General features: G+C 46.0%; 21 protein-coding genes, 1 other RNA gene and 1 riboswitch. Of the genes, 10 read left to right on the top strand and 12 right to left on the bottom strand.

Annotation, left to right across the window (positions count from 1 at the left end; all coding sequences use genetic code 11):
* The first annotated feature begins 39 nt into the window (after positions 1 to 39).
* From AC5ZC7_RS04330 to ssrA, 3 genes are all read left to right on the top strand, one after another.
* Complete coding sequence (locus tag AC5ZC7_RS04330; RefSeq protein WP_496162489.1) at positions 40 to 1,206, top strand: 1-deoxy-D-xylulose-5-phosphate reductoisomerase; 1,167 nt, start codon at positions 40 to 42, stop codon at positions 1,204 to 1,206.
* Between the two features lie 85 nt (positions 1,207 to 1,291).
* The gene (rseP, locus tag AC5ZC7_RS04335) at positions 1,292 to 2,632 is read left to right on the top strand and encodes an RIP metalloprotease RseP (RefSeq protein WP_496162490.1); all 1,341 of its coding nucleotides are present in this window, start codon (positions 1,292 to 1,294) and stop codon (positions 2,630 to 2,632) included.
* A gap of 115 nt (positions 2,633 to 2,747) precedes the next feature.
* Positions 2,748 to 3,121: a transfer-messenger RNA gene (ssrA, locus tag AC5ZC7_RS04340) on the top strand.
* 120 nt (positions 3,122 to 3,241) lie between these two features.
* On the opposite strand, the gene AC5ZC7_RS04345 is transcribed toward ssrA, so the two are convergent.
* The gene (locus AC5ZC7_RS04345) at positions 3,242 to 3,829 is read right to left on the bottom strand and encodes an HI_0983 family protein (RefSeq protein WP_496162491.1); all 588 of its coding nucleotides are present in this window, start codon (positions 3,827 to 3,829) and stop codon (positions 3,242 to 3,244) included.
* A 310-nt stretch (positions 3,830 to 4,139) separates the two neighbouring features.
* Between AC5ZC7_RS04345 and AC5ZC7_RS04350 the strand changes: the two genes are divergently transcribed.
* From AC5ZC7_RS04350 to AC5ZC7_RS04375, 6 genes are all read left to right on the top strand, one after another.
* Positions 4,140 to 4,535: a hypothetical protein gene (locus AC5ZC7_RS04350; protein ID WP_496162493.1), complete on the top strand. Its 396-nt coding sequence runs from the start codon at positions 4,140 to 4,142 to the stop codon at positions 4,533 to 4,535.
* Positions 4,536 to 4,548: 13 nt separating this feature from the next.
* Positions 4,549 to 5,400 (top strand): hypothetical protein, encoded by an 852-nt coding sequence (locus AC5ZC7_RS04355; protein WP_496162494.1) that lies wholly within the window; start codon positions 4,549 to 4,551, stop codon positions 5,398 to 5,400.
* Complete coding sequence (locus AC5ZC7_RS04360) at positions 5,397 to 6,152, top strand: hypothetical protein (RefSeq protein WP_496162495.1); 756 nt, start codon at positions 5,397 to 5,399, stop codon at positions 6,150 to 6,152. Before AC5ZC7_RS04355 ends, AC5ZC7_RS04360 begins: the two co-directional genes overlap by 4 nt.
* Positions 6,153 to 6,279: 127 nt before the next feature.
* Entirely contained in the window at positions 6,280 to 6,981 is a 702-nt protein-coding gene (locus AC5ZC7_RS04365) for a hypothetical protein (RefSeq protein ID WP_496162496.1), read from the top strand.
* Between the two features lie 98 nt (positions 6,982 to 7,079).
* The gene (locus AC5ZC7_RS04370) at positions 7,080 to 10,670 is read left to right on the top strand and encodes a TraB/GumN family protein (RefSeq protein ID WP_496162497.1); all 3,591 of its coding nucleotides are present in this window, start codon (positions 7,080 to 7,082) and stop codon (positions 10,668 to 10,670) included.
* A gap of 201 nt (positions 10,671 to 10,871) precedes the next feature.
* The gene (locus AC5ZC7_RS04375; protein WP_496162498.1) at positions 10,872 to 11,939 is read left to right on the top strand and encodes a UDP-glucose--hexose-1-phosphate uridylyltransferase; all 1,068 of its coding nucleotides are present in this window, start codon (positions 10,872 to 10,874) and stop codon (positions 11,937 to 11,939) included.
* A gap of 51 nt (positions 11,940 to 11,990) precedes the next feature.
* Here the strand turns inward: AC5ZC7_RS04375 and AC5ZC7_RS04380 are convergent, their stop codons facing one another.
* The 6 genes from AC5ZC7_RS04380 to eat form a co-directional block, all read right to left on the bottom strand.
* Positions 11,991 to 13,121 (bottom strand): DUF5074 domain-containing protein, encoded by a 1,131-nt coding sequence (locus AC5ZC7_RS04380; protein ID WP_496162499.1) that lies wholly within the window; start codon positions 13,119 to 13,121, stop codon positions 11,991 to 11,993.
* Positions 13,122 to 13,306: 185 nt separating this feature from the next.
* A riboswitch (cobalamin riboswitch) is annotated at positions 13,307 to 13,518 on the bottom strand.
* Between the two features lie 172 nt (positions 13,519 to 13,690).
* A complete protein-coding gene (locus AC5ZC7_RS04385; protein WP_496162500.1) occupies positions 13,691 to 15,055 on the bottom strand; it encodes an aldehyde dehydrogenase family protein in 1,365 nt (454 codons plus the stop codon).
* A 2-nt stretch (positions 15,056 to 15,057) separates the two neighbouring features.
* Complete coding sequence (locus AC5ZC7_RS04390) at positions 15,058 to 15,762, bottom strand: gamma-glutamyl-gamma-aminobutyrate hydrolase family protein (protein WP_496162501.1); 705 nt, start codon at positions 15,760 to 15,762, stop codon at positions 15,058 to 15,060.
* 2 nt (positions 15,763 to 15,764) lie between these two features.
* A complete protein-coding gene (locus tag AC5ZC7_RS04395; RefSeq protein ID WP_496162502.1) occupies positions 15,765 to 16,901 on the bottom strand; it encodes an iron-containing alcohol dehydrogenase in 1,137 nt (378 codons plus the stop codon).
* 10 nt (positions 16,902 to 16,911) lie between these two features.
* The gene (locus AC5ZC7_RS04400; RefSeq protein ID WP_496162503.1) at positions 16,912 to 18,270 is read right to left on the bottom strand and encodes a glutamine synthetase family protein; all 1,359 of its coding nucleotides are present in this window, start codon (positions 18,268 to 18,270) and stop codon (positions 16,912 to 16,914) included.
* Positions 18,267 to 19,583: an ethanolamine permease gene (gene eat / locus AC5ZC7_RS04405; RefSeq protein ID WP_496162504.1), complete on the bottom strand. Its 1,317-nt coding sequence runs from the start codon at positions 19,581 to 19,583 to the stop codon at positions 18,267 to 18,269. The genes AC5ZC7_RS04400 and eat overlap by 4 nt, the downstream gene beginning before the upstream one ends.
* A 123-nt stretch (positions 19,584 to 19,706) precedes the next feature.
* Between eat and AC5ZC7_RS04410 the strand changes: the two genes are divergently transcribed.
* The gene (locus AC5ZC7_RS04410; protein WP_496162505.1) at positions 19,707 to 20,048 is read left to right on the top strand and encodes a LysR family transcriptional regulator; all 342 of its coding nucleotides are present in this window, start codon (positions 19,707 to 19,709) and stop codon (positions 20,046 to 20,048) included.
* A 4-nt stretch (positions 20,049 to 20,052) separates the two neighbouring features.
* Here the strand turns inward: AC5ZC7_RS04410 and AC5ZC7_RS04415 are convergent, their stop codons facing one another.
* From AC5ZC7_RS04415 to AC5ZC7_RS04435, 5 genes are all read right to left on the bottom strand, one after another.
* Positions 20,053 to 20,538 carry a molybdopterin-dependent oxidoreductase gene (locus AC5ZC7_RS04415; RefSeq protein ID WP_496162506.1) on the bottom strand — a complete coding sequence of 162 codons (486 nt, stop codon included), beginning with the start codon at positions 20,536 to 20,538 and terminating at the stop codon, positions 20,053 to 20,055.
* Between the two features lie 5 nt (positions 20,539 to 20,543).
* Positions 20,544 to 21,617, bottom strand: coding sequence for a cytochrome c peroxidase (locus tag AC5ZC7_RS04420; protein ID WP_496162507.1), 1,074 nt, complete (start codon positions 21,615 to 21,617; stop codon positions 20,544 to 20,546).
* A 4-nt stretch (positions 21,618 to 21,621) separates the two neighbouring features.
* A complete protein-coding gene (locus AC5ZC7_RS04425; RefSeq protein ID WP_496162508.1) occupies positions 21,622 to 23,622 on the bottom strand; it encodes a TonB-dependent receptor plug domain-containing protein in 2,001 nt (666 codons plus the stop codon).
* A gap of 261 nt (positions 23,623 to 23,883) precedes the next feature.
* The gene (locus tag AC5ZC7_RS04430; protein WP_496162509.1) at positions 23,884 to 24,666 is read right to left on the bottom strand and encodes a sterol desaturase family protein; all 783 of its coding nucleotides are present in this window, start codon (positions 24,664 to 24,666) and stop codon (positions 23,884 to 23,886) included.
* Positions 24,667 to 24,758: 92 nt separating this feature from the next.
* Positions 24,759 to 25,355: a cyclic nucleotide-binding domain-containing protein gene (locus AC5ZC7_RS04435; protein ID WP_496162510.1), complete on the bottom strand. Its 597-nt coding sequence runs from the start codon at positions 25,353 to 25,355 to the stop codon at positions 24,759 to 24,761.
* Positions 25,356 to 25,483: the final 128 nt, after the last annotated feature.

Genomic DNA, 25,483 nt, shown 5'->3' on the forward strand with positions numbered 1-25,483 from the left:
TTCATTCTTTGTTAACTGTAAAAAAAGTAAATCACCGTAATGAATAAACGAAAGATTGCCATCTTCGGATCCACCGGATCTATTGGCATACAGGCACTGGAGGTGATCGCAGCACACCCCGACAGATTTAGTGTAGAAGTACTGACTGCACAGCAGAACGCTGATCTGCTGATTGAGCAGGCTTTGAAATTCAAGCCTAATGCCGTCGTGATAGGAAGCGAGGCAAAGTACAAGCAGGTAAAAGACATATTATTTGATAAAGGCATAAAAGTATTTGCCGGCCCTAAAGCCATGGTAGAAGTAGCCGCATGGAGTTCTATTGACATGATGCTGGCCGCTATTATGGGATTTGCCGGCCTGGCGCCTACTTTATCCGCTATTGAACAGGGAACTCCCGTGGCACTGGCCAACAAAGAAACCCTGGTAGTAGCAGGCGATATTGTAATGGCCACTGCGCGCAGAAAGAATGTACCGATTATCCCGGTAGATTCTGAGCATTCCGCTATTTTCCAATGCCTGTTGGGAGAACCCTTCAGCAAAGTGGAAAAAGTGATCCTCACCGCATCCGGAGGACCTTTCCTGGGTAAAAAGCCCAATTTCCTGATAAATGTGAAGAAAGATCATGCCCTGCAACATCCTAACTGGAGCATGGGCGCCAAAATAACGATCGATTCTGCTACCCTGATGAACAAAGGGCTGGAAATGATTGAGGCGCGCTGGCTGTTTGGACTGGCACCTGAAAATATTGAGGTGGTGATACATGCACAATCTATCATCCACTCCATGGTACAGTTTGTAGACGGTTCCCTGAAAGCACAAATGGGGTTACCGGATATGAAACTGCCGATTCAGTATGCATTAGGATATCCTGACCGCCTGGCCAATGATTTTCCCCGTTTCTCTTTCAGAAACTACCCTTCCCTTACTTTTGAGCAACCGGACACCAAAACATTCCGCAACCTGGCCATCGCGATAGAAGCGATGCAAAAAGGTGGTAATGCCGCCTGCGTAATGAACGCCGCCAATGAAGAAGTAGTAAATGCCTTCCTGAAAAACAGGATCGGTTTCCTGCAGATGACCGAAGTAATTGAGGAAACACTGGCTAAAATACCATTTATCGAAACACCTACACTGCACGATTACTATGAATGCGATAATGCCGCACGTGAACACGCTGCATCCCTTATCAATTCTATCGTTATATAAAATTGCCGGTAAAAATTAACAAAGAGTTTTGCCTGAATATGTATTAAAACTAATATATTGGGCAGATTAAAGCAGAAACAACTAAATGACTACAGAGGTAATATTGGTGAAAGCAGGGCAGTTGATACTGTCACTTTCTATTTTGGTAGTATTACATGAGTTAGGCCATTTTATCCCGGCCAAACTTTTCAAAACCAGGGTGGAAAAATTCTATTTGTTCTTTGATCCATGGTTCTCACTCTTTAAAATTAAGAAGGGAGAAACCGAATATGGCGTAGGTTGGTTGCCGTTAGGCGGATATGTAAAAATATCCGGTATGATTGATGAAAGCATGGATAAAGAACAGATGGCCAAACCGCCACAGCCCTGGGAGTTCCGCGCTAAACCAGCCTGGCAGCGATTGATTATTATGATTGGCGGCGTGACCGTAAACATACTGCTGGCATTTTTCATATATGCGATGCTGTTATGGCACTACGGCGAAAGCTATTTGCCGGTAAGCGAAGTGAAATATGGGGTAGAAGCAGATTCGCTGGCACACAGTATCGGTATCAAAGATGGCGACAATATCATCGCTATTGACCACCGTCCGGTTAAGTCATTTGAGTCTATTCCCAGTGAAGTCATTTTACATGAAGCCAAAAGCATCCAGGTGACCAGGGATGGTCAGGAAGTAGATATTCCTGTACCCGCCGGTTTTATCCGGGCCCTGCTGAAGCAGAAAGTACCTTTTGCCGTACCTCGTTTCCCGTTTGTGGCCGACAGCGTATTGCCCGGCAGTCCTGCTTCCAAAGCTAAGGTGCAGGTACAGAGAGGAGATCAGCTGATTGCTATCAACGGTACTGCTACGCCTTTTTATACTGACTTTGCAAAAGAAATCCGCAAGCATAAGAACGAAGACGTCATCATTACCGTGCTTCGTGGCAACGATACCCTGAGCACCTCTACCACATTATCCGCGAAAGGGGAATTTGGTGTATTTGCGAAGATTCCTTTTAAATACAGCACCAAGCACTTCACTTTCTTCGAATCTTTCCCAGCTGGTTATCAAAAGGGAGTAGATAAGCTGGTGGATTATATCCGACAATTCCGCTTAATCTTTGTTTCCAAAGAAGTAAAGGTAGCTGAATCACTTGGTGGATTTGGCAGTATCGCCAACCTGTTCCCGGAAGCATGGGATTGGGTATCTTTCTGGCAGCTGACCGCCTTCCTCTCTATTATCCTGGCTTTCATGAATATTCTGCCTATTCCGGCACTGGATGGTGGACACGTATTGTTCCTGTTGTACGAGATCATTACTGGCCGCAAACCCAGCGAGAAATTCCTGGAATATGCCCAGATAGTAGGGATGGTATTACTGTTTAGTTTGCTCCTGTTTGCAAACGGACTGGATATCTGGAGAAGTATCAGTAAGTGGTTTTCCTGAGATCAGTAGATAAGTTATTGTAATAAAGAAAGTTGCAGGGGGATATTTTTCCTTCTGCAATTTTTTTTGTTTTGACGCAGGAGAAAAAAAGCGTATCTTTGTGGGCTAATATACCGGGGATGCCTGGTTTTGACAGCATAGATCTTTGAAAGTGTAAGCATGCCGTGCGTTGGATAATTAGCACGATAATCTGAATATTCAAACTATAATTGGCGAATCTAACTACGCCATGGCTGCCTAATCAGAGATTAGACACCCATTATAGCCGCCCGGAGTTGTTGCCTTATGCGACTCCCGCCGCCGAATCATAAACCCATAGGGATAGGCATTCATGGTTTCTGTGAGTGAATGCTGAAGCTACAACGGATACGGATAGGGTTGGTTCGTTACGCCCCTGCCACGTCCCGACAAAGCAATGCGTAAATAAGCATGTAGAAAGCTTTCGGCGAATATGTTTGGACGCGGGTTCGATTCCCGCCATCTCCACGAGTAAAAGAGCTTAAAAGCCGCTGTAATAGCGGCTTTTTTGTTTTCTATAATATCCTGTCAGGTTTAGTGCCTCATTCAACAGCATGCTACCTTTACAGCATTTGCATCAACACATTCTCCTTATTTAATACTCACTTCCGGCAATTTATACGCTGCCACCGCCTCTAACAATTTGCTTTTTTCTTTTGGCAGGTTTTTCAAAAAGGGCGTCACATCATCACCATAGGCACGCTCGCTGCCAGCAAAAAGCAGCACTCCTTTTATACCGTTGTTATTAACGGCATGGTAGCGGTATACATTTCTTTCTACAATAGCGACTTTCCCATCGGCAGTATTTTGACTGATGAGGAAGTCCAGTATATATTCATGGTTCTTTTCATAGACATTGTAATTCACCACTGGATTGGTGGTCTTCAATTTCTTTAATTCTTCCATTTTCGCGCCTATAAGGTCCTTGGGTTGGAAATCGCCCTGGAGAAAATCAACCGTCACAAGTGACTTGAACTTTTCCAGGTTATCACTTGCCATAAGATATTCCTGTTTGTAATAGTTGTTGTTGGGATGAGTGGTCCATACCAGTTGATAGCTGCCGTTGTTCAACTGAATGGGGCCAGGAATATGGAGATAGTCGTTTACGTTAGATTGGCCGACTGTTGTAGTTGACCACAGGCCCAGTACAAGGCTCAGTATTTTTATTTTGTTGTTCATTGGATTGTAAATAATGAGGGTAACGATGAAATAAGTTGTCTGTTAGTATTAGATTAAATATAATATATTTAGTGGTTATTATGAAAAGATGTGAAAAGGCGTTTTTGGTTGCCGCGGGACAAAATTTCTGTGCCCTCGACGGCATTAGATCTGTTGAGAATAGACCAGGTAAAGGACGATTGGAATTGTGGTATAAAAATGAGGGTAAGAATAAAAGTGTATTATTAAATGATTTTGAGGAAGCGTTTTTGCACGATCTCTATAATACCTAATAAGGGGGGAGGTGCTGTAAATTAATCGAAAAAGAAACATGAATATACTTGTTGCCAACACTATTGATAAATACGTTGTATTTAGCGGTGAATATGGGAAAGGTATCGCCTATACACTGCCGCAAAAATTCGTAACCGGAGAAAAACACGGTGTCGAATTTGATATTGATCCCATACTTAGTATTGACAGCAACACTGCCATTGGTAGTTTACGTAAACCTGGATTTTATCAGGAGGGAGACTACACCCTGGTGGTTGCACGTGTAGAAAGTATAGATGAAGATGATGTGCTTTGTTTAAGAATAGGTATGAGTTGCATTATAATGGCTGATGCGGAAGTTGCTGGTATCCAGGTGGAAAACCTGGTGGAGGTTAGATTACATAAAGATCAGTTTAGAATAACCAGTATTGGCAAAGAGTATCTGTCCCTATGACCGTCACTGAAATATGAAAATAAAGATGATTATCCCGCCTTCTTACCTTAAAATATTTTTTAGCTTATCCATCCTCTTTTTTATTTCCTGTAATGAACAGCATAAAGAAAAGGTGGTACAAGCCAAAGTTGATACCATCGTATCATCAACTCCCCCAAAAGCTACTGAAACCGGGCCATTGGCAGGCATGATGCAGGTGGATAGTGTGGTGAACGCAATTGATCAGGAGTCATATGATATAAGCAAAGCTTTTTTGGAACCGGTAGCCGGGCAAGATACCGTATGGACTGTGTTGTTTTATACCAACAAGGAGGCCCATAAATTGGAATATACCATGTTAGGAGATGGTGGTACTGCTGAGTGTCTGGGTTATCTTTATTTCCTTCCGGATTCAACCGTGATTTTAAAGTATGAAATAGAAGGTAGCTTATCATACAAGGTACTTCTTATTGATGGTAGCTATCACAGCTTTTCTAAAGAGAATAAAGAGGGTAGTTATAAATATACAAGTACTGATACCGCTCTGAATACTAATCTTGCCACAGATTTGAGAAAGACGGTGTATGATTTGATACAGTCGTATCAGGGTTATGATTTTTTATTAGGTAAGCAACCAACTGGAAGGGGATTGACACTAACTGCTTTGGGAAAGTTGAGTGTATATCAACAGCAGGATACTGCTTCACAGGAGCTATACCAATTAAACAGAGGGGATGAGGTCCAGTATTTACGGTCTGCCAGGGAAGTTGGTAGTTGGAAGGGTAAGCATTGGGTATGGTACCAGGTTAGATGGAAGAATCAGGTGGGCTGGGTGATTGGTTATCCCGGTTTTTTGATTGAAAAAACGGATGAAATTGATATATGATAAAAGAACAAATCAGATGTAGCGAATTTATCACCTGTTTAATGCTAATTGGGACAATATTTTTTGCGTGTAATGAGGGGAGTAGTCATCAAAAAAGGGCGGCAGAGAGGGATAGTATTTTGCCGGATAAGATGGTAGCAGTTGATACAACAGGGAGTATGCTGCAGCCATCAACAGATACGTTACCAGCTGTGAATAAGGTGGTAGTGCGCATTAACGAAAGCGATACCATGAATTCTGAAGCAGATGCTGATTACGGTATTGGTGATGACGATGCATTTACCGCGGCCGATTTTAAAGTCTATCGCATTAAGGATGGAAGCGTATCTCAGGATCTTAAACAGGTAAATGATTATCGCCTGACCACCGCGGTGAAAAGCATGTTTGGCGGACGCGATACGATTATACTGGTTATTTGGTTCCCAGGATTGGTAAATCCGACAAGAAAGGAACCGCTGATATCTATAAGTGGGCTAAGTCTTTTTAATGGAAACAGAAATAATTACCAGGTATGGAAGGAATCAGGAGGTATTAAAAAGATGTCATTAGCGATAAACCAGAAGGTACTTGATACAGGAATCATTTTGCAAAATACCTACAAGTGTCAGGACCTTAATTTTTCCTTTAAGCCACTTTATAATTTGAGTGGACATAAGGACACGATTAAGATAATAGTGGAAGATATTTATCCCGGGAAGAATAAAGAATATAATATCAGTGAGATAAAGTTAGATGCGAAAAGGCTTTATTGAATATCTTCAGCTGGCCTATCGGAATGGCGTGGTGTCACTGCGTAATTCTTTTTTAGGGAAATAAAAGAGACGAAGAATATCCTGCATCCGGGAAAAAGTAGCATCATTTTGATAAATCATTTATACAATGAGATCACCTGTAGATAGAAAAAGTATCTGTTATTGTTGCTTATTGCTACTGCTAACCTTTTTCTCCTGTTCCCATCCCACCTCTCCTCTTCAAAAAACTACTCCTCTCAAAGAAACCTACATGATATCGGAGAATGGGCAATTAAGTCGTTTAACGGTATATGAAACTACAGATGTCCGTTTTTATAACCGGCTGTCTCCTGCCAGCGCCAGTGGTGTAGAAGTTACCTCATGGCCGCGTAAGGAAAGAGGATTGATAAAAAAGGCAGAAGCTGGCCCGGGAGGTTCTGTACTGTTTATCGGGGACCAATTATTGAGGCTGGATAAAAGCACCATTCATAATGCAGGAGAATATTTTGTGGGTGATCATTTTCATTTGTCTGAGCCAGATACCTTGTATACAAACCAGGTGTTGGGTAACCGGTTACTATATTTTGCGACAGGAATGCGGGAGCGCAATTTATGGTATATTGGTTTTTGTTTTGAAAATAATGGGCAACACTTTGTTAGAGCATTTGTATCTCATGACTTCGCAGAAAACTATGTTAATATTGATTCCGGGCGTAAGAAGATAACATTGACTGTTGGGAAGGGGAATCCCCCTCTTTCAGATACCGTCCGGTTTTCCCGGTATGAGATTGACTTTTCAGGAGATGTAAAGAAAGTGATGGTGGATTCACTAATGGTAATGACACGTTAATCATATCAGAACATCAGGTAAAGTGTGGAAAAGTAAGAGGGCGATAACGCATGAGAGGTGGATTTCCACACATTCCCCGTTTTTACTATTTTTGATGCATGTTATATACCTATATCTATCGGCGGCAACGTTTTGCCCCGCGTTGTACCCATATAATAGTTACCCTGTTACTATTATTTTTACTGATCCCCACTACTTGTTTACGTGCCCAAAATGTAAACCGGACTAACTACCAATTACTTTGGCGTATTGATGGCCATGGGCAGAAGGCGCCCTCTTACCTGTTTGGTACCATGCACTTAACGGAAAAGCGGGTCTTTGATTTTAGCGATTCTGTACTTGTTGCGCTGCGTAATGCGTCAGATTTTGCCATGGAAGTGGACATGGACTCCATGATGTCTTATATGTTTTCACCGGGAGGACCTTTACTGGACACGGTGAATCATATGCGCCGCTTGTTTACGCCGGAAGAATACCGGTATGTAGACAGCCTGGTGGTGCAAAAGGTGGGAGTGCCTATTGCACAACTGAACCTGAAGCGTTTATGGTTTATTGAAAACCTGTTGTTGGATGAAGTGAAGGAACTTGGTAAGCAGGCAGGTGCTAATCAGAAGAAGGAGGATATTTTCCTGGATGCCTGGTTGCATCAGAAAGCCACCGCACTTAGTAAGCCTATACATAGTTTGGAGCGGATACAAAACCAGATGCACATCATGAGTGCAGAAGTTTCGGAGGTACAGAAGGAAGTTTTTTTATGGAATCTCGGCTACCATGACTATGGCAGTGGTGATGCAAATGAAATGGCGGATCGGTTTACCAAACGGGTATCGGCGTTGGACTCGCTTGTGAATTTATATTATGAAGCCGATCTGCAAAAGATCGCTAAGCTGGTAGACAGCTGGAGGGGCGATGAGGAAGGCCCGGGCCTGGAAGCGCGTAACCGCGAGATGACAGACAACCTGGCTTTGTTGGCTGGCAAAGGTGGTGTGTTTGCGGCGGTAGGTGTGGCGCATTTACCGGGTGACAAAGGGATGCTGGCCCTGCTGCGTGCAAAAGGATTTACCGTGACGCCCGTGAAAGCTACCTTTACCGGCGTCACCAAACATGAACGGCAACGACTGGATAGTATAAAAGGATCCTTGCTCAATAGAATTGCAGATGGCTATAGCGTGATGCTGCCCGGAACAACGGTGGTATACCCGGTACCCAACAGCAACCGCAGCATGTATATTGGTACCAGTGAAAACGAAACGGGATTTGCGCTTTCTGTTGATCTGCCACAGTTAGCAACCGATAAGCAACAGTTGGAAAACAGCATGGTGGCCAACATGGCCAGGCAGGGGAAGTCGGTATTAAAAAAATCCTATCCAATAGTATACCGTGATATCTCTGGTACAGAAGCGTTGTTGGAACAGGGAGAACAACAGTTCTATATACGCGTATTTATCCGCAACCACCGGTCTTTTGTATTTATGCATGCTACCCCCGGGAAGGATAGTATCGCCAGGAAAGACTTCTTTAATTCTGTCCGTTTTTATGATATTGCCCGCCCCGTAGCAAAATATGATACGTTGTATCGTCCGCAACTGGGATTCACTGCGGTGGTACCTTCGGATGCCAGCCATATCATCACCAACCCCCAAAAGGAGAGCCGTCCGGAAGAGGCCTGGTCTGGCCTGGATGATGTCAACCACGTTTCCTTTGTGTTACGCGTGGAGAAGATGCAACGGGGATATTATAATACCAGCGATAAGGAACTCTTTGAGGGCTTGCGTTCGCAGCTGTTGTTGAGCGATAGCACCCGGGAACTGATAGATTCAACGGTGACAACGCAAAATGGGCTGCCTTTATACCGGCTCATTTACCGGCATCGTAATGGTTTTATTTCCCGCCTGCATTATATACCGCGTGGTAACCTTGGATACTGCCTGCTTTGTGTGTATGATGGCGCACGTACCGACAGCAGCGTTTGGAAACGTTTCTTCGATGGATTTAAGATAACGCCTTTGCTGACAAAAGCGCCTGTAGTGCCTTTTGTTGCGGACGACAATGCTTTTACCGTGAGCGGTCCGGAACAATTTGTTGGTGGCGCTTTTGGAGAGCGTAAGGCTTCCTCTCCGGTGAATATTCATCTCTACAATGCGATGGACAGTGCGTCTCATGCCATGTATATTGTAGAAGTAGATAGATACTCCCGTTATTACCATGAGCACCTGGATTCAATAATGCACAGGTTCCTGCATAATATTGATTCTTCTTTTATCACCACCGGGATTCAGCAATCTACCGTGGATGGTTTACCGGCGTATGAAACAATGATGAAAGGACGTTATACCGGTTTGAATATGTACAGGAAGGCAATTGTGGCCGGGCATACCATATACCGCCTGTATGTGATTGAGCCGGAAGAAGTCATGAAGACTGGTAATGCGCAACAATTCCTGGCCAGCTTCCATCCCGGACCTAAAGAAAAAGCAGATACACTCCGGTTAGAGCAAGACAAACTTCCCTGGTTACTGTCAGACCTGCAAAGTGCAGATACAGTGGTATTTCAAAGGGCCAGTGCTTATCTGGAAAATTTTTATGCAGACAGCACCCGCAAAGAAGCGATCCTGTCTGCGCTTTCCCGCCCATTCCCGTCTGATACGGGTAAGTACCGTGTGAAAATAAAATTGCTGTCGCTCCTGAAGAAAACGGCAGATGCCGATGTGGTACATATAGCGGAGCAGCTTTTTGCAAACACTAATTATCAGGGGAAGGTAAATATTTTACATTTCCTTACGAACGTGGGGCTGGATACCGCTGTTCGGACATTCATCCGTTTGGCTCCGGAAATGCCGGAACGTCCGGAGGGAAATAGCATCTTTTCCTACGACTTTAGAAAGGATAGCTTATTTCAACAATATTTGCCAGCAATGATTGCAACAGCCAAACAATCGCTGAGTTTCCTGCAGGCTTTTACGGCATATACCAATGGAGATTCCCTTTGGTTGGCTCCCCGGTATAGCCGGTATGGGATGGAGACGCTGTTACCCGCCACCATGCAATTATTTGAACGGCAGCTGAAAGCCTGGAAACAACAGAAAGTCGGTGCAAATATGGGATGGGCATGGAAAAACAGCTTACTGCAAACAGGAGAAATTCTCGCCCTACCTGGGATGCCACAGGCTACGATTCCGCTTTTTCGCCAATTACTGGCGGATACCGTGGTAACGATACGGGCATTGGGAGCACGGGGATTAATGAACAAAGGTGTCAAGGTGGACGATAAAATGTTAGGTAGCATTATAAAAGATAATACGGAAGGCTACTACTTCATCCTGGCTGTAAATGACGATAAGCTCTTGCCTCGCATCCGTCACCTGCTTAGCCAGGACGTGGTGGGACGTAGCTATGTGGCTAACTACCTATCAGATGACAACGAATTAACCGCCATTGAACCGGTAACCCGGGTTAAAGTGCAGGAAGGTAAACAACCCGCCCAGTGGTTGTTGTTATTCCGCTATAAAGTAGAAGGTAACGAAGACTGGGAATATGTGCTAAACGGGCCTTTCCCGTTGGATCAAACTAAACTTAACCTGCAACCGGGCGTGATGCATTGGATCAAAGATCCGGCAGTGATCAAAGATCGGAAGAAACTACAGGCAGAGGCCATGGAAGCCTATAGTGATTATCTGGAAGAAGAATAACTGACAACGAAATGATAAGGAGCGCCCTGGTAAAGGCGCTCCTTTGTTTTTTTGTCTGAAAGACATCAATATTTTTACGCAAAAGGTGCAACTATTTACGGAAATGTTATTTTTACGCGTATTTTTGACGCTTATTAATCAGTTCACCATAGCTGCCCCACCGGGTAAGTATGGTTCCAAATCAACGAAGCACCTTAATTTATGCAAGAATTCCAGTTAGAAGAGCACCCTCACCAGCGGTTGAATATCTTAACAGGTGAATGGGTATTAGTATCTCCACATCGTACCAAAAGGCCATGGAATGGCAAAGTAGAGAAAGTAAATAAGGAACCCCTGCCTGCCTACGATGCCACCTGTTATTTATGTCCGGGCAACAGCCGGATGGGAGGCGACCTGAATCCTGACTATACCGCACCCTTTGCCTTTACCAATGATTTTGGCGCCCTGATGCCAGACACCCCTGCCGGGGCGGAGCAGGTTGACCAGTTATTGCATGCACGTGGCGTGAAAGGTGTTTGCCGCGTTATCTGTTTCTCTCCCAGGCATGACCTTACCCTGCCTTTGATGGAAGTAGCTGATATCCGCAAAGTGATTGAATTGTGGGAAACAGAATTTCGCCAGCTGTCTGCTGATCCAGCGATTAAGTATGTCCAGATTTTTGAAAACAAAGGCGAGATCATGGGGTGCAGTAACCCGCATCCACACAGCCAGATCTGGGCAACAAGCGATTTACCGGCAGAACTGATTAAAGAAACATCTCACCAGAAAAAATATTACGATACTACCGGTAAAAGTTTACTCCAAAGCTATATCGCCCAGGAGTTGGAAAAGCAGGAACGCGTGGTGGTAGAAAATGAGCATTTTGTGGCGCTGGTGCCTTTCTGGGCAGTATGGCCTTTTGAAACCATGATTGTCAGCAAGCGGCATGTACCCGATATGACGCATTTTAACGGGGAAGAGAAGCAGGCATTGGCGGCGATATTGAAAATACTGGCCACCAAATATGATAATCTTTTTGAAACATCTTTCCCATATTCCGCCGGTATGCACCAGGCGCCCGTGAATAGCGGCGATCATCCGGAATGGCATTGGCATATGCATTTCTATCCACCATTACTACGCTCTGCATCTGTGAAGAAATTCATGGTAGGATATGAGCTACTGGCCAGTCCGCAGCGTGATATTACGCCGGAATGGGCAGCTAAGAAATTGCAGTCGCTCCCGGATGTACATTATTCCCTGCTGGAAACAGTAAGTGTTGAACAATAATGGAAAAGGCTGACGATTCCGTCAGCCTTTTCTATTGGTATCTCCTGTGATTTATTCATGAAACACCGGCATAGCAGGGAAATACCAGCCGTTGTAAGTCAATGTTTTTTTCAGGGTAGTAGTGGTAGCGTCGTAAATCAATACGCGGTTGATATTACCGGTCATAGATCCATTGAGGGTAGTCACCACCAGTTCATTTTTTTCTTTGTTATACGCAGCACCGGCGCCATAGAAATACTGACCGGTAGGCAGGGTAATAAATGGCGTAGTTAAAGAAGCAGCGTTGCCAATTACATAACGATATAATTGTGTACCACCGGCAAAGTTATTGTTACGTACAATGTAAATAGCGCTATCCTGTGTAGAAGCACTGATGCCGGCATGACGCCATGCGCCCCATGGAGAAGGCACCGTGAAGCCCAGCTTTATGGCCGTACGGGTCAGGGTTGATGGATCAATACGAACCAGGGAGTCAGCAGTAGTAGCATATACCGCACCATCTTTACCAGCTGCAAAGGCGAGGTTGGCTGCGCCGAATTTTTTTACTACTGCATAAGTACTGCGGTTCAGTGCTACAATACCATCTGTTTGAGATAATACGAAGATGTAGTTGGTTGTTTTCAACATATCGCCGGTATAGCCGGATACGCCGCTTACTTTAGTGCCTACTGCCAGGGATGGTAACGTAACCGGGTATACGCCGTCGCTGGCGCTTAATAAGCCACGGGTACTGTCTACGCCCAGGAAGGCATGTCCGTCGTTGCCAGGCAGGGTAGTAATACGACCTGTTTCTACCATGCTGCCGCCATCGGTCACTACCAACGGACCACCCGCTTTCACTACGATGTATAATTTGTTGTTGAAGAAGGTCGCAAATTGTAAGGTGTTGGAGGCACCACCTAATGCGCCGGTGGGGTTTTCCAGCTGATACACATTCTGCACCAGGCTATCGCCGCTATAGGAATAAAAATGCAGGTCGCCGGTACCATGCCCAAACCAGCCTTCGTTGGCAATAAAGAAACCATTGGCATATTTACCGGTGATCAATGAAGCGGTAACGCCGGTTTTAGCATTGAGATCCAGCTTTTGTAACGGTGATGGGGTGAGTGCATCTTCTTTCTTACAGGATGCCATTAAGAGGACAAACGCTACAAATAAGGAGGACAATAACTGTTTTTTCATATAATAATTGTTTGGATTGATGACATACCTTTCCCTGTCCGGATGATTAGTCCGGAAAAAAAACAACAAATCAAAAAGGCCGATGTTAGTACATCTGCATAAGGCGCCCTGGGGTAAATAATAATTTACACAATAGAATATATGCCGTTAGGCTTACATCCCTGGCCTTTCACCCGAAAGCGCTGAATGATTGCTCACATCTGGCAGGTCTTCTGGCTCTCCTGCTTTTCCGGTAACCTTCCCATCTGCCGGCAGGCAGACAGTGGTATGGAGTATCCGGAAAAAACGATTCATTCGAAAATGAATGCAGGATCACAGCTACGGGGATAGCTCCGGTATTTCACCGGATTCCCTTTTAATCCCGCCTACGGCGGGAACCAATTGTGGATGCAAACGTACGTGAATTGGAGCAGAAAGCAAAAGGCAGAAAGCAAAAGTGCTAAAGCACCTGTAAACAAAGCTATAATAGCGAATGATCTAAGCGTAAATAATATTCGCTTTAATCATTCGCTATTATAGCTTTGTTTACAGGTGCTTTAGCACTTTTGCTTTCTGCTTTTTGCTTTCTGCTATTGCTTCATTTGCCAGGATTTTGTTCTCGTAAAAGCACGCAGTCCCTGATGCGATAGCGTTGCGCCAAAACCAGAATGTTTCCTGCCCGCCCATGGTAATCCGGCGGTAACGCGGTCGCAGCAGTTCCAATAGCCGGTACCGCTGTTCACCTGCGACAGCACATTTTCCGCTCTTTCCTGGCTGTTGGAATATACAGATGCGGTAAGTCCATAGTCTGTTTCATTCATGAGTTCCACAGCTTCTGTATCTGTTTGCACTTTCATGATACCGATAATGGGGCCAAAGCTTTCGTCCTGCATCACTTTCATCTTATTGTGCACGTGCGTGAGGATAGTCGGCTCAAAGAAATTGCCATCATGCTCAATGCGCTTGCCGCCCAGTAGTAAGGTAGCACCCCTGGTAAGGGCATCTTTTACCTGTGCTTCCAGCACTTCCAGTTGTTCGGGCCGGGTTACGGCGCCAAAGTAAACGCCTTCGTCGGTGGGAAGGCCCAGTTTCCACGAGCGCACTGCTTTTACAAATTCGGTTACATATTCGTCGTACACTTTTTCGTGTACGTATATCCGTTCTACCGCGCAGCAGCTTTGTCCGTTGTTGTAGAAGGCGCCATCGGCGGTAGCTGCGGCTACTGCGGCAATGTCGGTGATATCGTCTGTTACATAGAGTGGATCTTTGCCACCCAGCTCCATCTGGCAAGGCACCATTTTAGGTGCTACTTTTTCGTAGATGTATTTGCCGGTTTTGTAGGAGCCGGTGAAGAAGTAGCCGTCAAATCGCATGGTCAGCAGTTCCTCGCCGGCATATTTACCACCGATGCCTACTTTAAAAGCGTTTTCCTCTACACCTGCTCTTTTCAGGAGGTTGTCAATTTGCAAAGCCGTGAGGGTAGCGTATTCAGAAGGTTTGTAGAGCACCCCGTTGCCAGCCAGTAAGGCGGGGATAAAAACGTTAACACCTACCAGGTAGGGGTAGTTCCAGGCAGAAATATTACAGATAACGCCGAGTGGTTCGTACGTTACTTTTTCTTTTAGTGTATCCGTGTTCGTTACCCATTCGTCTGCCAGGTATTTTTCCACGTTGTCCAGCATCCACTGTATGCGGGTTCTGGCGCCATTGATTTCATTGCGTGATTGTTGCAGGGGCTTGCCTGTTTCAGACGTGAGGATGGCGGCTAGTTTTTCGATGTTTTTTTCCAGCAGTCCATTGAACTTGTCAATAATTTTTATGCGTTCGGTCAAAGGCACAGCAGCCCAATGCACTTGCCCTACCCGTAGAAACATGTACTTATCCATCAGCACGTTGGAGGAGTCGTCACGCAGGATTTTAATGGTTGCTCCTGTAGCCGGATTAATAATTTTCATGGTTAATGGTTTCTTACAGCTTGAATAAATTGTGCTTTTATTTTCTGCGAAAGCGGATTTGCTTCTTTGTTGGGCATTCTTTCCGGATGCCATTGTACACAAAGCATAAAGGCTTTGTTGGTTTTATCTTCAAACTCGATGCCTTCAATGATATTATCTGCAGAGGTAGCGCTGATCATCAGGTTGCGGCCCAGGTAGTCAGGGTGAATAGCCTGATGGTGTGCGCTGTTAACCTGCCCGTTGGTGACGCCGGTAATGCTGTGCAGTAGCGTGTTTTCACGGATGGTGACGTCGTGTATTTTATCGGCGGTATCTTTTTTATGGATGTTGTTGGCGGCTTCGCCGATGTCTTCATATACTTTACCACCTTCCAGGATATTGATATATTGTAATCCTCTGCAGATGCCGAGCACCGGGAGGTGCTGTTGCTGCGAGTATTCATAAATCTTTTTTTCAAATGCGTCTCTTTCCGGTGAAAAGTGGTCCGGCTGATGTGGATAGGGAGTAGTGCCGCCGTAATAAGAAGGCAATACATCCACCCCGCCAGTCATCACAAATCCATCGCAGGTGGCAATATCGGGTATGTTATTGTCGATATAAGAGAGGATCACCAGTTCGAGGTCTTCGCCCAGTTCCGCGGGTGTGAACCAATGTTGATAATTGGGGGCGCTGGCTTCCGTTAAACTGATCCCTATTTTTTTCTTCATAGCTACAACGCATTTAAATATAATTGTTTGAAGTCTTTGCGGCTAACTGGTTTAGGATTGTTAGGATGTGCGAAGTCGGCCACTGCCAGGTCTGCGAGCGTATCGATATGTGTTTCTTTTACGCCGATTTCCCGGAGGTGATGCGGAATGTTTACCTGGCTGTTGAGATCGAACAGGTATTGCACTACGGCGGCACCGGTTTCTTCTTTCAGCTCCAGGGTTCTGGCGATGCGGCGGAATTTATCTTCAAAACCTGCAATGTTGAATTGCATGCCGTAAGGAATATTTACAGCATTGGCGAGGCCGTGGTGAGTATCCAGTAAGGACGACAACGGATGCGCCAGGGAATGTACCACCCCGAGGCCTTTCTGAAAGGCGATGGCGCCCATCATAGAAGCCATCAGCATATTACTTCTGCTTTCTATGTCGGGGTGGTTAGTGGCTTTTACCAATGATTTATTAATGAGATAGATGCCTTCCAGGGCAATGCCATCACACAGGGGATGTGGATTTTTTGCGAGGAATGCTTCCATGTTATGTGTCAATGCATCCATGCCGGTGGCGGCGGTAATAAAGGCGGGCAATTCCATGGTGAGCATGGGATCAGCAAATACGATTTTAGCCATAAGTTTAGGCGAAAACAATATTTTTTTCTGATGGGTTTCGTCATCGGCAATGATAGCACTCCTGCCTACTTCGCTGCCGGTGCCGGCAGTAGTGGGTACGGTAATGAAGTGCGGTACATCGTTGGTTACGTAGATATCTCCGCCAATGAGGTCGTCGTATTTAAACAGGTCTTCCCGGTGGTGGATGCGTAATACAATGGCGCGGGCCACATCTATGGCCGCGCCTCCGCCGATGCCGATGATGCTGTCGCGTTGCGTGGCATCCCATTGATCGGTACCTTTATATACGTCGCTTTTTACCGGGTTTTTATGGATATCGCTGAATACTTCTACCGACAACTGATGGGCGTGCAGGTCTGCCACAATGCCTTTAAAAAAGGAGAGGCCGGCCACAGTGGGGTCGGTAACGATCAGGGGACGTTTAAGGCCGTTTTTTTGCAGGTACGCCGGTAATTCTTTGATAACGTCTGCGCCGAAACGGATAGTAGTTGGAAAGTTGTACTGAAATGCCATATGCTGCTGCTTAGATGATTTCGAAATATCTTTTAAGTTCCCAGTCGGTGACTGCTTTAGCGTATTGTTTCCATTCCCATTCTCTTGTTAAGGTAAAATGTTCTACGAAATCAGCGCCAAATAATTCTTTTGCCAGGGCAGATCCTTTCATTTGCTGTGTGGCAATATGAAGGTTCTGAGGTAATACACCATTGCTGGTATCTTTGTACCCATTGCCAATGGTAGCTTCTTTCTCCAGTGACAATTTATTTTTTATCCCGTACAAACCTGCTGCGAGGCAGGCGGCCAGCGCGAGGTAAGGGTTGGTATCTGATCCTACCACTCTTGTTTCCAGGCGGGTGGCTTTTGGATTACCGGGTAATGCCCGCAGGGCCACGGTTCTGTTGTCGATGCCCCAGGTGAGCGTAGTGGGGGCCCAGGCGCCTTCCACCAGTCGTTTGTAGCTGTTGATGGTAGGGGCTATCATGGGGAGTATCTGCGGTAAGCAGTGTAGTTGTCCTGCGATATAACTTTTCATCAGTGCACTCATTTTACGGGGATCTTGCTCATCGTAAAATAAGTTCTTTTTATTATCGGCATCCCATAAGCTTTGGTGTACGTGACCGCTGCATCCGGGAAGGTTTTCGTTTATTTTGGCCATGAAAGTGGCCAGTATACCATGTTTGTAGGCAATTTCTTTTACTGCTGTTTTAAATAATACGGCCTGGTCAGCGGCGGGTAATATATTGGCGTACTTGATGGCTGCCTCATATACGCCGGGACCGGTTTCCGTATGTAATCCTTCTACCGGGATATCAAATTTTACCAGTTGTTCAAACAGGCTGCTCATGTATTCATTTTTCAGCGCGCTGCGTAAAATGGAATAACCGAACATGCCGGGTGTCATAGGTGTTAGCTCACGAAATTGTTTCTGGTGGGCGGTATCCGGTGTTTCTGCAAAGTTGAACCATTCAAACTCCTGGGAGAAGTAAGGAATAAAGCCGCTTTGCGTGGCATCGGCCAGTACTTTACGCAGTAGCTGCCGGGGGCAGGTATAGGTAGCGGTATTATCTTCCATCACAAAGTCGCCGAGGAAAAAAGGAACATCATTTTCCCAGGGAATTTTCCGGAAGGTGCTGAGATCTATTTTAACTAGTGCATCGGGATAGCCGGTATGCCAGCCGGTATATTTCACATTGTCGTACACCACGTCACTCATATCCCAGCCGAAGGTCACGTCACAGAATCCGAGTCTGCTTTCCACTACGGAAGCGAATTTTTCGGCAGCAATATATTTCCCCCTTAATACGCCGTCAATGTCTGTTACTGCGATCTTCACTTTCCCGGAGGAGTGCTGCTTTACGTAGGCTAATATGTCTGATGTAGTCATGTATGGGCCGGTTTAAATATTTTGTACAACAAAAAAGCGATGATTAAAATGGAAAAATAAATGCCTCCCAGTAAGGGATTGAAGAAGAACATGGCGATAATGGAGATGGTGGCAATGATCAGTGCAATCAGCGGGAAAGCCGGGTAGAATGCTACTTTGAACGGACGAGGCAATTCCGGCTCCCGTTTTCTCAATATGATAATAGACACCATAGAAATGATATAGAGTGTGAGTGCGCCAAAAACAGATACAATAATAATTTCGGCCGTTTTACCGGAAAGCAGCGCCAGGATGCCAATCACCATATTCCCGATGAGGGCATTGGCCGGTGTATGAAAACGGGGTGATATTTTGCCCAGCATAGCGGGCATGTTATGCACCCTTCCCATTTCGAAGGTAGAGCGTCCGGCGGCGAGAATGAGGCCATGGAAAGAGGCCACCAGTCCAAATAAACCGACGGTGATGAGCAGATGATACATCAGGTGGTCGTTGCCCGTAATTTTTGCAAGGGCTAACGGCAGCGGAGAATCGGAGGTATCGCCGCTGACACCATTTTTATATACAATGGCTTCCCAGCCGGCAATGCCGGTAGCGGCCACAAAGATGAGTATGCATAAAATAGCCAGCGTAAGGATGGCCCATCCAAATCCTTTACTGATATCCCGTTGCGGATTTTTTGTTTCTTCGGCTACGTTGGCAATACCTTCAATGCCCAGGAAAAACCAGATGGCAAAAGGGATGGCGGCAAAGGCACCGCCCCAGCCATTCGGCAATGCGTTGTGCGTAAGATTAACCGTCTGAAATTTGGGCAGTGATATACCCGAGAAAAGCAACAGTTCTCCTACTGCCAGGATGGTAACCACCACTTCAAAGGAAGCTGCTGCTTTTACACCATACACATTCAGGGCGGTAAACACAAAATAGATGGCGATAGCGCTGGCTAAGATAGGTACCTGGGGAAAAAACGCGTTGAAGTAAGCACCGATGGCAAAGGCGATCGCTGGAGGTGCCAGGATAAATTCTACCACCTGGGCAATACCTGCAATGAAGCCGATATCTTTGCCCATGGCCCTGTTGGCATAATCAAATACGCCGCCGGCTTTAGGGATGGCACAGGCCAGTTCTGCATAACTAAAAGTAAAGGTAACGTACATGACCATGATCACAAGGGTGGCGAGGGCCATTCCTCCGGTGCCCCCTTTTTCGAGCCCAAGATTCCAACCAAAGTACATACCCGAAATTACGTATCCTACTCCAAGCCCCCACAGCATAAAGGGAGTCAGTGTTTTCTTTAAGCCCTTGTTTTGTGTCATTAGAAAGATCTTAATGGTGTGTACCGTAATATAACATAAAATAAAATATTTTTATAGTAAGTATTTTAGAGAAGAATAATAAGAAGAGAAGGACATTTTCATAACAATACTATACATGACAACATGAAACTGATCGCTAATGGCCGCATATGGATTGAAACAGCAGAGGGTCCTTTTTTAGGATATGGCAGAATTGAGTTGCTGGAAAAAATCGGGGAGTTAGGATCCTTGCGCAAGGCGGCTACGGCGATGAAAATCTCTTACCGCCAGGCCTGGGATTTTGTAGACCAGATGAATAAACGTACCGGTCACCCACTGGTGACAATGGAAAGAGGCGGGAGGAATGGCGGCGGCGCTTCCCTGACAACAGAAGGTAAAGCAGCCATCGCACTGTTTCATCAGTTAAATAACGCCTTCCAGGAATTTTTAAGCAATGCGATGGCGGGCTTAAATAAACCCATATAAACAATTATTCTTTTGCAAATCGTACAGTCATAGTCGTTACCTCCCATATCCAGCGGGCTGGTTTCTTTTCACCGGGCACCACTATACGAAAAGGGCCTTTGCCAGCTGGCAGCGGTTGTCCGTCTACTGTATCCGCCAATATAATCACCCGGTCTGTAAAGGTGCTGTCCAGTTCCGGTAAGGAAAATAATACTTCATATCCATCGCCCGATTTTACCAGCAGGTATTTTGCCATGTTTTCCCCTCTTAGTTGAGGCCCGAGGGTAACGCCGGCTTGTTGCAGGAGTTGATATACCGGCACGCCGGTATATTGATGTGCTTTCCCATCGCGGTCGGTAGCGGACACCGTTACTTTTTTCATCGCGGCAATATCGGTAGCCGTAAGCTTTAGCGGATGGGTCACTTCTCCTGCTATGGAAATGGATTGTGCCCAGGCAAAGGAAGACAGCAGCAGTGTGGAGGCCAGCAAAGAGAGTTGTTTATATAACATATCGTTTAATTAACGGGATTAGAAAATTGTGGATTGGTAATAAAGGCAGAATCGGTGAGCAGGTGCAGGAAGGCGATGATGTCTTTCTTCTCCTGCCTGCTGAGTTGCAGCGCAGTACCACCAGTTTCATTCGATGTATTACGCAGCACCGGGCTTAAAGAAGGGCTGCTGATAATGTGTTCGCTATAATGATCCAGTACTTGTTCCAATGTTTGAAAACGGCCATCATGCATGTAGGGCGCGGTAAGCGCAATGTTGCGGAGCGTAGGCACCCGGAACCGCCCCCTGTCGGTGGCCAGGCCGGTAAGCTTTTCCCTGCCGGCATCTGCGGGAAGGCTATCCAGACCGTTGTTGTGAAACAGCTCCAGGTATAGCTTTGGACCGCCATGGCAATGCCCGCAGTTGGCTCCGCGAATATTTTTCCCGGGGTCAGGCGCGGTGAAAAACAATTGCATGCCGTGCAGCGCCGCTGCCTCCGGTTGAAAGGTGCCTTGCAGGTAGCGGTCGTACGGGGAGCTGGCGGAGATAAGCGTTCTTTCGAATTGTGAGAGGGCTTTTATGATCGCTTCGCCGGTGATGCTGTCCGTACCAAAGGCGGCCTGGAAAAGGGCCGTATAGCCCCGTTTATGGCGTAGTTTTTCGGCAGTTATGGTCAGCGATTGTCCCATTTCATGAGGGGCGGTGAGGGGCGTGATGGCCTGTTGTTCCAGGCTGCCAGCCCGTCCATCCCAGAAGAAATGTCTTACCCATAGCAGGTTGGCTAACGACATGGCACTTCTATCGGTGGGGATGCTGTCTATACCGGTGCTGAAAGCTTTTCCGTCTGTAAAGGCCAGGTGCTGCTGATGACAACTACCACAGGAAATTTTGTTACCGGCAGACAGGGCTGTTTCGTAAAACAGTCGCCTGCCCAACTCAACGCCCTGCCGGGTGAGCGGATTGTCGGGCGGAACATTGGTTCTGTTACCAAAATAGACAGGGTATACCAGTGCATATGGCTCGGTGATAAAAGCCATCCTGCCGCCTACGAAAGGTAGGGCCGCCAGTACCAGTAAAATGAGTAGCCACCGCGTATGCATCTCCCTAAAAATAACTATAATTAAAAAGCACTTTGGCGAAATAATTTCTACCCTGTTCCGGATAGCCTTCTGTGAGCATATAATTTTTATCAAAGATATTATTAACGCCACCCTGTAGTTCCAGCCAGGAGGTAATTTTTACCTGCGCACTGGCATGCAGCAGGAAGAAGCCAGGCACCCTGGTGCCATAGCTGGTGCTGTACCTGTCTGCATCGTATTCCCCATTCACGAGAACGCCTACACGCGAAATATGATATTGCAGCCAGCCAATGGCTTTATGCTCCGGCACATCGGTGAAGTGCAGGTGAGGGTTATCGAGGTTTTTACGTTTAATAAAGGTATAATTCCACCCGGTGGTGAAGTGGGTAGCCACCTCCCAGGTAACAGCTACTTCTGCGCCGTAATACACCGCTTTGCCTTTGTTCTGCGACTGCGACAGCCACTGGTGTTTCACCGTGTCATACTGCACATTGCTGACATTCTGAATAACGTTTTGAATACGGTTATAAAAAATGGATCCATCCAGGCTTACTTTTTTAATCCGGGTATCGGTGTATTGCAGTGCCATATTCACGGTATTCTCGGGTTGCAGGTCCGGGTTAGGAATAGCGGTACCCAGCTTATAAGAATAACGGTCTTTGATAGTGGCAAACCGGGTCATCCGGTCGGCGGAAAATTGGAGGATACGCCCGGGGAGAAAAGTGTACAGCAATTTCAGCTGTGCATTAACGGCGTGGCTGTTGTTGGCCGGGAAACCTGTGATCACTTTGGTTTGACTGTTATAGTTTTGTGCCTTCAGGCTCTGGCGATAGTTAAAAGCGGCGCCTCCCAATAAGGTCCAGTGTGGATCAAACGTGTGGTGGTCGGTAACGCCAACGGAAACATTATTATCGGCCGCCCGCCTTTCCGGCTCCCCTTCATTATGCTCGCGGTGTACGTCCTGTTTAAAGTGAACAGCTGCCTTTAACTGATTGGCCGCTGACAACGTCTGCCCGTATTCCATATTGCCACCAAACGTATAGTCGTTATAGTGACTACTGAAAGCATAAGGTCTCTTTTGTGTACTGTAGCTGGCATCATCGAAACTGTTTAACAGGTTCACAAAGCGGTCATAGAAGAGGCGTGTTTTCAAACTGCTTTTTGCTGTTAGCTCACTGTTAGAGAGAAAATACAGGCTTTCCTTGTTCCATTTGGGCCATTGCCAGTACCGGGGGCTTTTGTACAACGAATTCAGTGTATCCGTTCCCGTATATACCGGTGATCCCTTGCTGCCTTCCTGGTGTACATATCCAATGGCCAGTTCGTGTTTATCATTGGGCGTGTAACCTAGTTTGAAGCCATATCGCCAGTCGTTGTTATAGGAGTTCTCTCTTTTATAACCGGGTGCGTTTTTAGTAGGGGTGAAATCATGCGAAAGGTTATAGTAGTCGCGCTGATAGCGGGATGCATCCCCTTGTAGGTAAAATTTCTTCAGCCGGCTGCCTATGTTAACAGCAGCTTCACTTCCTCCGCTGAGCCATCCGGCGGAAGCATTTACCTCCAGTGCATGGGTAGGTTTTGAGGAGATGAGATTAATAACGCCCCCCATGGTGTTAGGACCATATAAGACGGAGGCACCGCCTTTTTCTACTACTATTTTAGAGAGATTAAAAGTGGTAAAACGGGCCAGATCCACATAGCCGTCGTAGGGTACATATACCGGTACCCCATCAATAAATACGGGTGTTTGCCGGAGGTCAAAACCCCGGAGATAAATCATGGATTCATTACGGGGGCCTACGTTCGATTGACTAACACCGGGCAGCAGGTTCAGGGCATTGGCTACCTGGAGCCGGTGAAACTGCCTGATTTGTTCCATGGTAATAGTGCCGGCGGAATCCGGGCGACTGCCATAGGCCACTATTTCACCAAGGGAAAATACCTTGCTGCTGTCTTGTTTTAGCTGGGCTAAGAGGTGTGTCATACTGCCGATGAGGAGTCCGGCTGTCAGAATGATCCTTTGCATGTACCTGGTTTGCGTTATTCCTATTTTTGAATAACGGTGAAAAAATGCTTACCGCTGCTGCAATAACAAAAACACGGAACCAAAAGGGAAGCTGGAAAAATGAGGTGTCAGGGTGTATGATGAATCAGGGGCAAAGATAATACTAATAAGGAAGCTTTTTGCAGTTAGCTTTTAGCTTTTAGAAAAATGCAGTGGAGATATAAGCTTAAGTGTTATTATACTTTGCCTATATCTCCACTGCATTTTTCTAAAAGCTAAAAGCTAACTGCAAAAAGCTTCCTTTTCAAACCGGATGGCCTGTAAGCGGTCATACTCTTTTACATAGTCGGGGTTTTCAGTCCCCATCATACGGTCCCAGAAGCGGAAATACAGTCCATAATTCCCCCTGAACTTTTTATGATGCAGGTTATGATGGGTAGAGGTATTGATCACTTCAAACAGCCAGGAATGGCGGAAGTTTTTGGGCATAATTTCATAGCCCAGGTGGCCATATACGTTGATGATAAAACCACTGATGGTAAACAGTAAAATAGACAGCGGATGTAACGGCATTACAAACGCAATTACTACCAGTACACCGCCTTCTACTACGGCTTCGGCTACATGGAAGCTATAAGACGTCCACGGAGAAGGGTTGGTGCTTTCGTGATGCACCACGTGTGTTAACTTGAACAGGCTTTTATGGTGCATCAGGCGATGCATCCAGTAAAAGTAGGTATCATGTACCACCAGGCTCAGCGCCACACTCACGCCTACATACCAGATCGGGAAGTCTGACAGGTTGGTGTAAATCTGGGTATACTGCCGGATGGGCGTAAACAGCAACACCATGGTGATACCGGTAAATACCAGGGTACTTTGCATGGAATACCATATTTCGCGAAGGAAATCTTTTTTGGAGGCGAGCCGTTGCTGGATCTTGAAACGGTTCCAGCGCTTAGGCATCAACAGGTAAAATAATGCAAAGGGAATACCTGCCAGCAAAAAATACCGCAGGGCAGAAAGCAGGAAAATTCTACCTGCCGCCGTTACTATTTGATCCATAAACCACTCATTTTTTATGTTTCAAAAATAGCGTAGACGTCTGGCAGATGTGGTTAACAAAGGATAACTTCCGATCTTAACAAAGGTTAATTTCAGCCTTTGCCTTTGGTATGAAGTCGCTTCCGGATGCGACTGAGGGAGACGGGCGTAATACCCAACATAGAAGCGATATACTTATCCGGCACGCGGTTTACCAGGTCGAAACGCCCGGTGACCAGGTTCAGGTAACGTTCTTCCGGCGACAACGTTACAAAAGATTCCATCATCTGTAACGACTCTGACAGCATGCGCATCAGGAAGAAGTTCCTTAACGGCTCATATTCCGGATGGGTTTTTAATACTGCTTCCAGCACATCATAGTCCATTTCCAGCAGGGTAACCGGTTCCAGCGCCCGGTAGATAAAACGGGAAGGTTGCCGGTGGATGATAGAGTCGTGGGAAGCGATGAACTGCTCTTCCCAGCGGAGAAACAACGTAGCTTCGTCGCCGTTAGCTTTGATAATGTACGCCCGCATAATGCCCTGTTCAATATAAGCAAGGCGCCGGGCGGTTTCTCCTTCCCGGATATATACTTCGTTGGCTTCCAGTTTTACCGTCCTGGTCATGGAAAACAGGGGAGCAGTATCGGCGGGCAACACGCCGGCCAGGTCAAATAATAGTTGTTGTAAGGTAGTTTTTGATGTACTCATATCAGTTTACGGCCACAAAATGCACTTGCTAATGTAAGGTTAATTCCCCGAAACTGCTGTAGCACATGTTACTACAGGGTTATTTATAGGGCAGATGGGAAATTGTATTCGCATATTCCGGGAATTGA

The organism is Chitinophaga sp. 9-1-y (genome assembly GCF_059511905.2).

What these genes read in the sequence shown, in the direction of transcription:
- AC5ZC7_RS04330 (WP_496162489.1), top strand. Translation starts at nt 40, where the DNA reads ATGAATAAACGAAAGATTGCCATCTTCGGATCCACCGGATCTATTGGC.
- rseP (WP_496162490.1), top strand. Translation starts at nt 1,292, where the DNA reads ATGACTACAGAGGTAATATTGGTGAAAGCAGGGCAGTTGATACTGTCA.
- AC5ZC7_RS04345 (WP_496162491.1), bottom strand. Translation starts at nt 3,829, where the DNA reads ATGAACAACAAAATAAAAATACTGAGCCTTGTACTGGGCCTGTGGTCA.
- AC5ZC7_RS04350 (WP_496162493.1), top strand. Translation starts at nt 4,140, where the DNA reads ATGAATATACTTGTTGCCAACACTATTGATAAATACGTTGTATTTAGC.
- AC5ZC7_RS04355 (WP_496162494.1), top strand. Translation starts at nt 4,549, where the DNA reads ATGAAAATAAAGATGATTATCCCGCCTTCTTACCTTAAAATATTTTTT.
- AC5ZC7_RS04360 (WP_496162495.1), top strand. Translation starts at nt 5,397, where the DNA reads ATGATAAAAGAACAAATCAGATGTAGCGAATTTATCACCTGTTTAATG.
- AC5ZC7_RS04365 (WP_496162496.1), top strand. Translation starts at nt 6,280, where the DNA reads ATGAGATCACCTGTAGATAGAAAAAGTATCTGTTATTGTTGCTTATTG.
- AC5ZC7_RS04370 (WP_496162497.1), top strand. Translation starts at nt 7,080, where the DNA reads ATGTTATATACCTATATCTATCGGCGGCAACGTTTTGCCCCGCGTTGT.
- AC5ZC7_RS04375 (WP_496162498.1), top strand. Translation starts at nt 10,872, where the DNA reads ATGCAAGAATTCCAGTTAGAAGAGCACCCTCACCAGCGGTTGAATATC.
- AC5ZC7_RS04380 (WP_496162499.1), bottom strand. Translation starts at nt 13,121, where the DNA reads ATGAAAAAACAGTTATTGTCCTCCTTATTTGTAGCGTTTGTCCTCTTA.
- AC5ZC7_RS04385 (WP_496162500.1), bottom strand. Translation starts at nt 15,055, where the DNA reads ATGAAAATTATTAATCCGGCTACAGGAGCAACCATTAAAATCCTGCGT.
- AC5ZC7_RS04390 (WP_496162501.1), bottom strand. Translation starts at nt 15,762, where the DNA reads ATGAAGAAAAAAATAGGGATCAGTTTAACGGAAGCCAGCGCCCCCAAT.
- AC5ZC7_RS04395 (WP_496162502.1), bottom strand. Translation starts at nt 16,901, where the DNA reads ATGGCATTTCAGTACAACTTTCCAACTACTATCCGTTTCGGCGCAGAC.
- AC5ZC7_RS04400 (WP_496162503.1), bottom strand. Translation starts at nt 18,270, where the DNA reads ATGACTACATCAGACATATTAGCCTACGTAAAGCAGCACTCCTCCGGG.
- eat (WP_496162504.1), bottom strand. Translation starts at nt 19,583, where the DNA reads ATGACACAAAACAAGGGCTTAAAGAAAACACTGACTCCCTTTATGCTG.
- AC5ZC7_RS04410 (WP_496162505.1), top strand. Translation starts at nt 19,707, where the DNA reads ATGAAACTGATCGCTAATGGCCGCATATGGATTGAAACAGCAGAGGGT.
- AC5ZC7_RS04415 (WP_496162506.1), bottom strand. Translation starts at nt 20,538, where the DNA reads ATGTTATATAAACAACTCTCTTTGCTGGCCTCCACACTGCTGCTGTCT.
- AC5ZC7_RS04420 (WP_496162507.1), bottom strand. Translation starts at nt 21,617, where the DNA reads ATGCATACGCGGTGGCTACTCATTTTACTGGTACTGGCGGCCCTACCT.
- AC5ZC7_RS04425 (WP_496162508.1), bottom strand. Translation starts at nt 23,622, where the DNA reads ATGCAAAGGATCATTCTGACAGCCGGACTCCTCATCGGCAGTATGACA.
- AC5ZC7_RS04430 (WP_496162509.1), bottom strand. Translation starts at nt 24,666, where the DNA reads ATGGATCAAATAGTAACGGCGGCAGGTAGAATTTTCCTGCTTTCTGCC.
- AC5ZC7_RS04435 (WP_496162510.1), bottom strand. Translation starts at nt 25,355, where the DNA reads ATGAGTACATCAAAAACTACCTTACAACAACTATTATTTGACCTGGCC.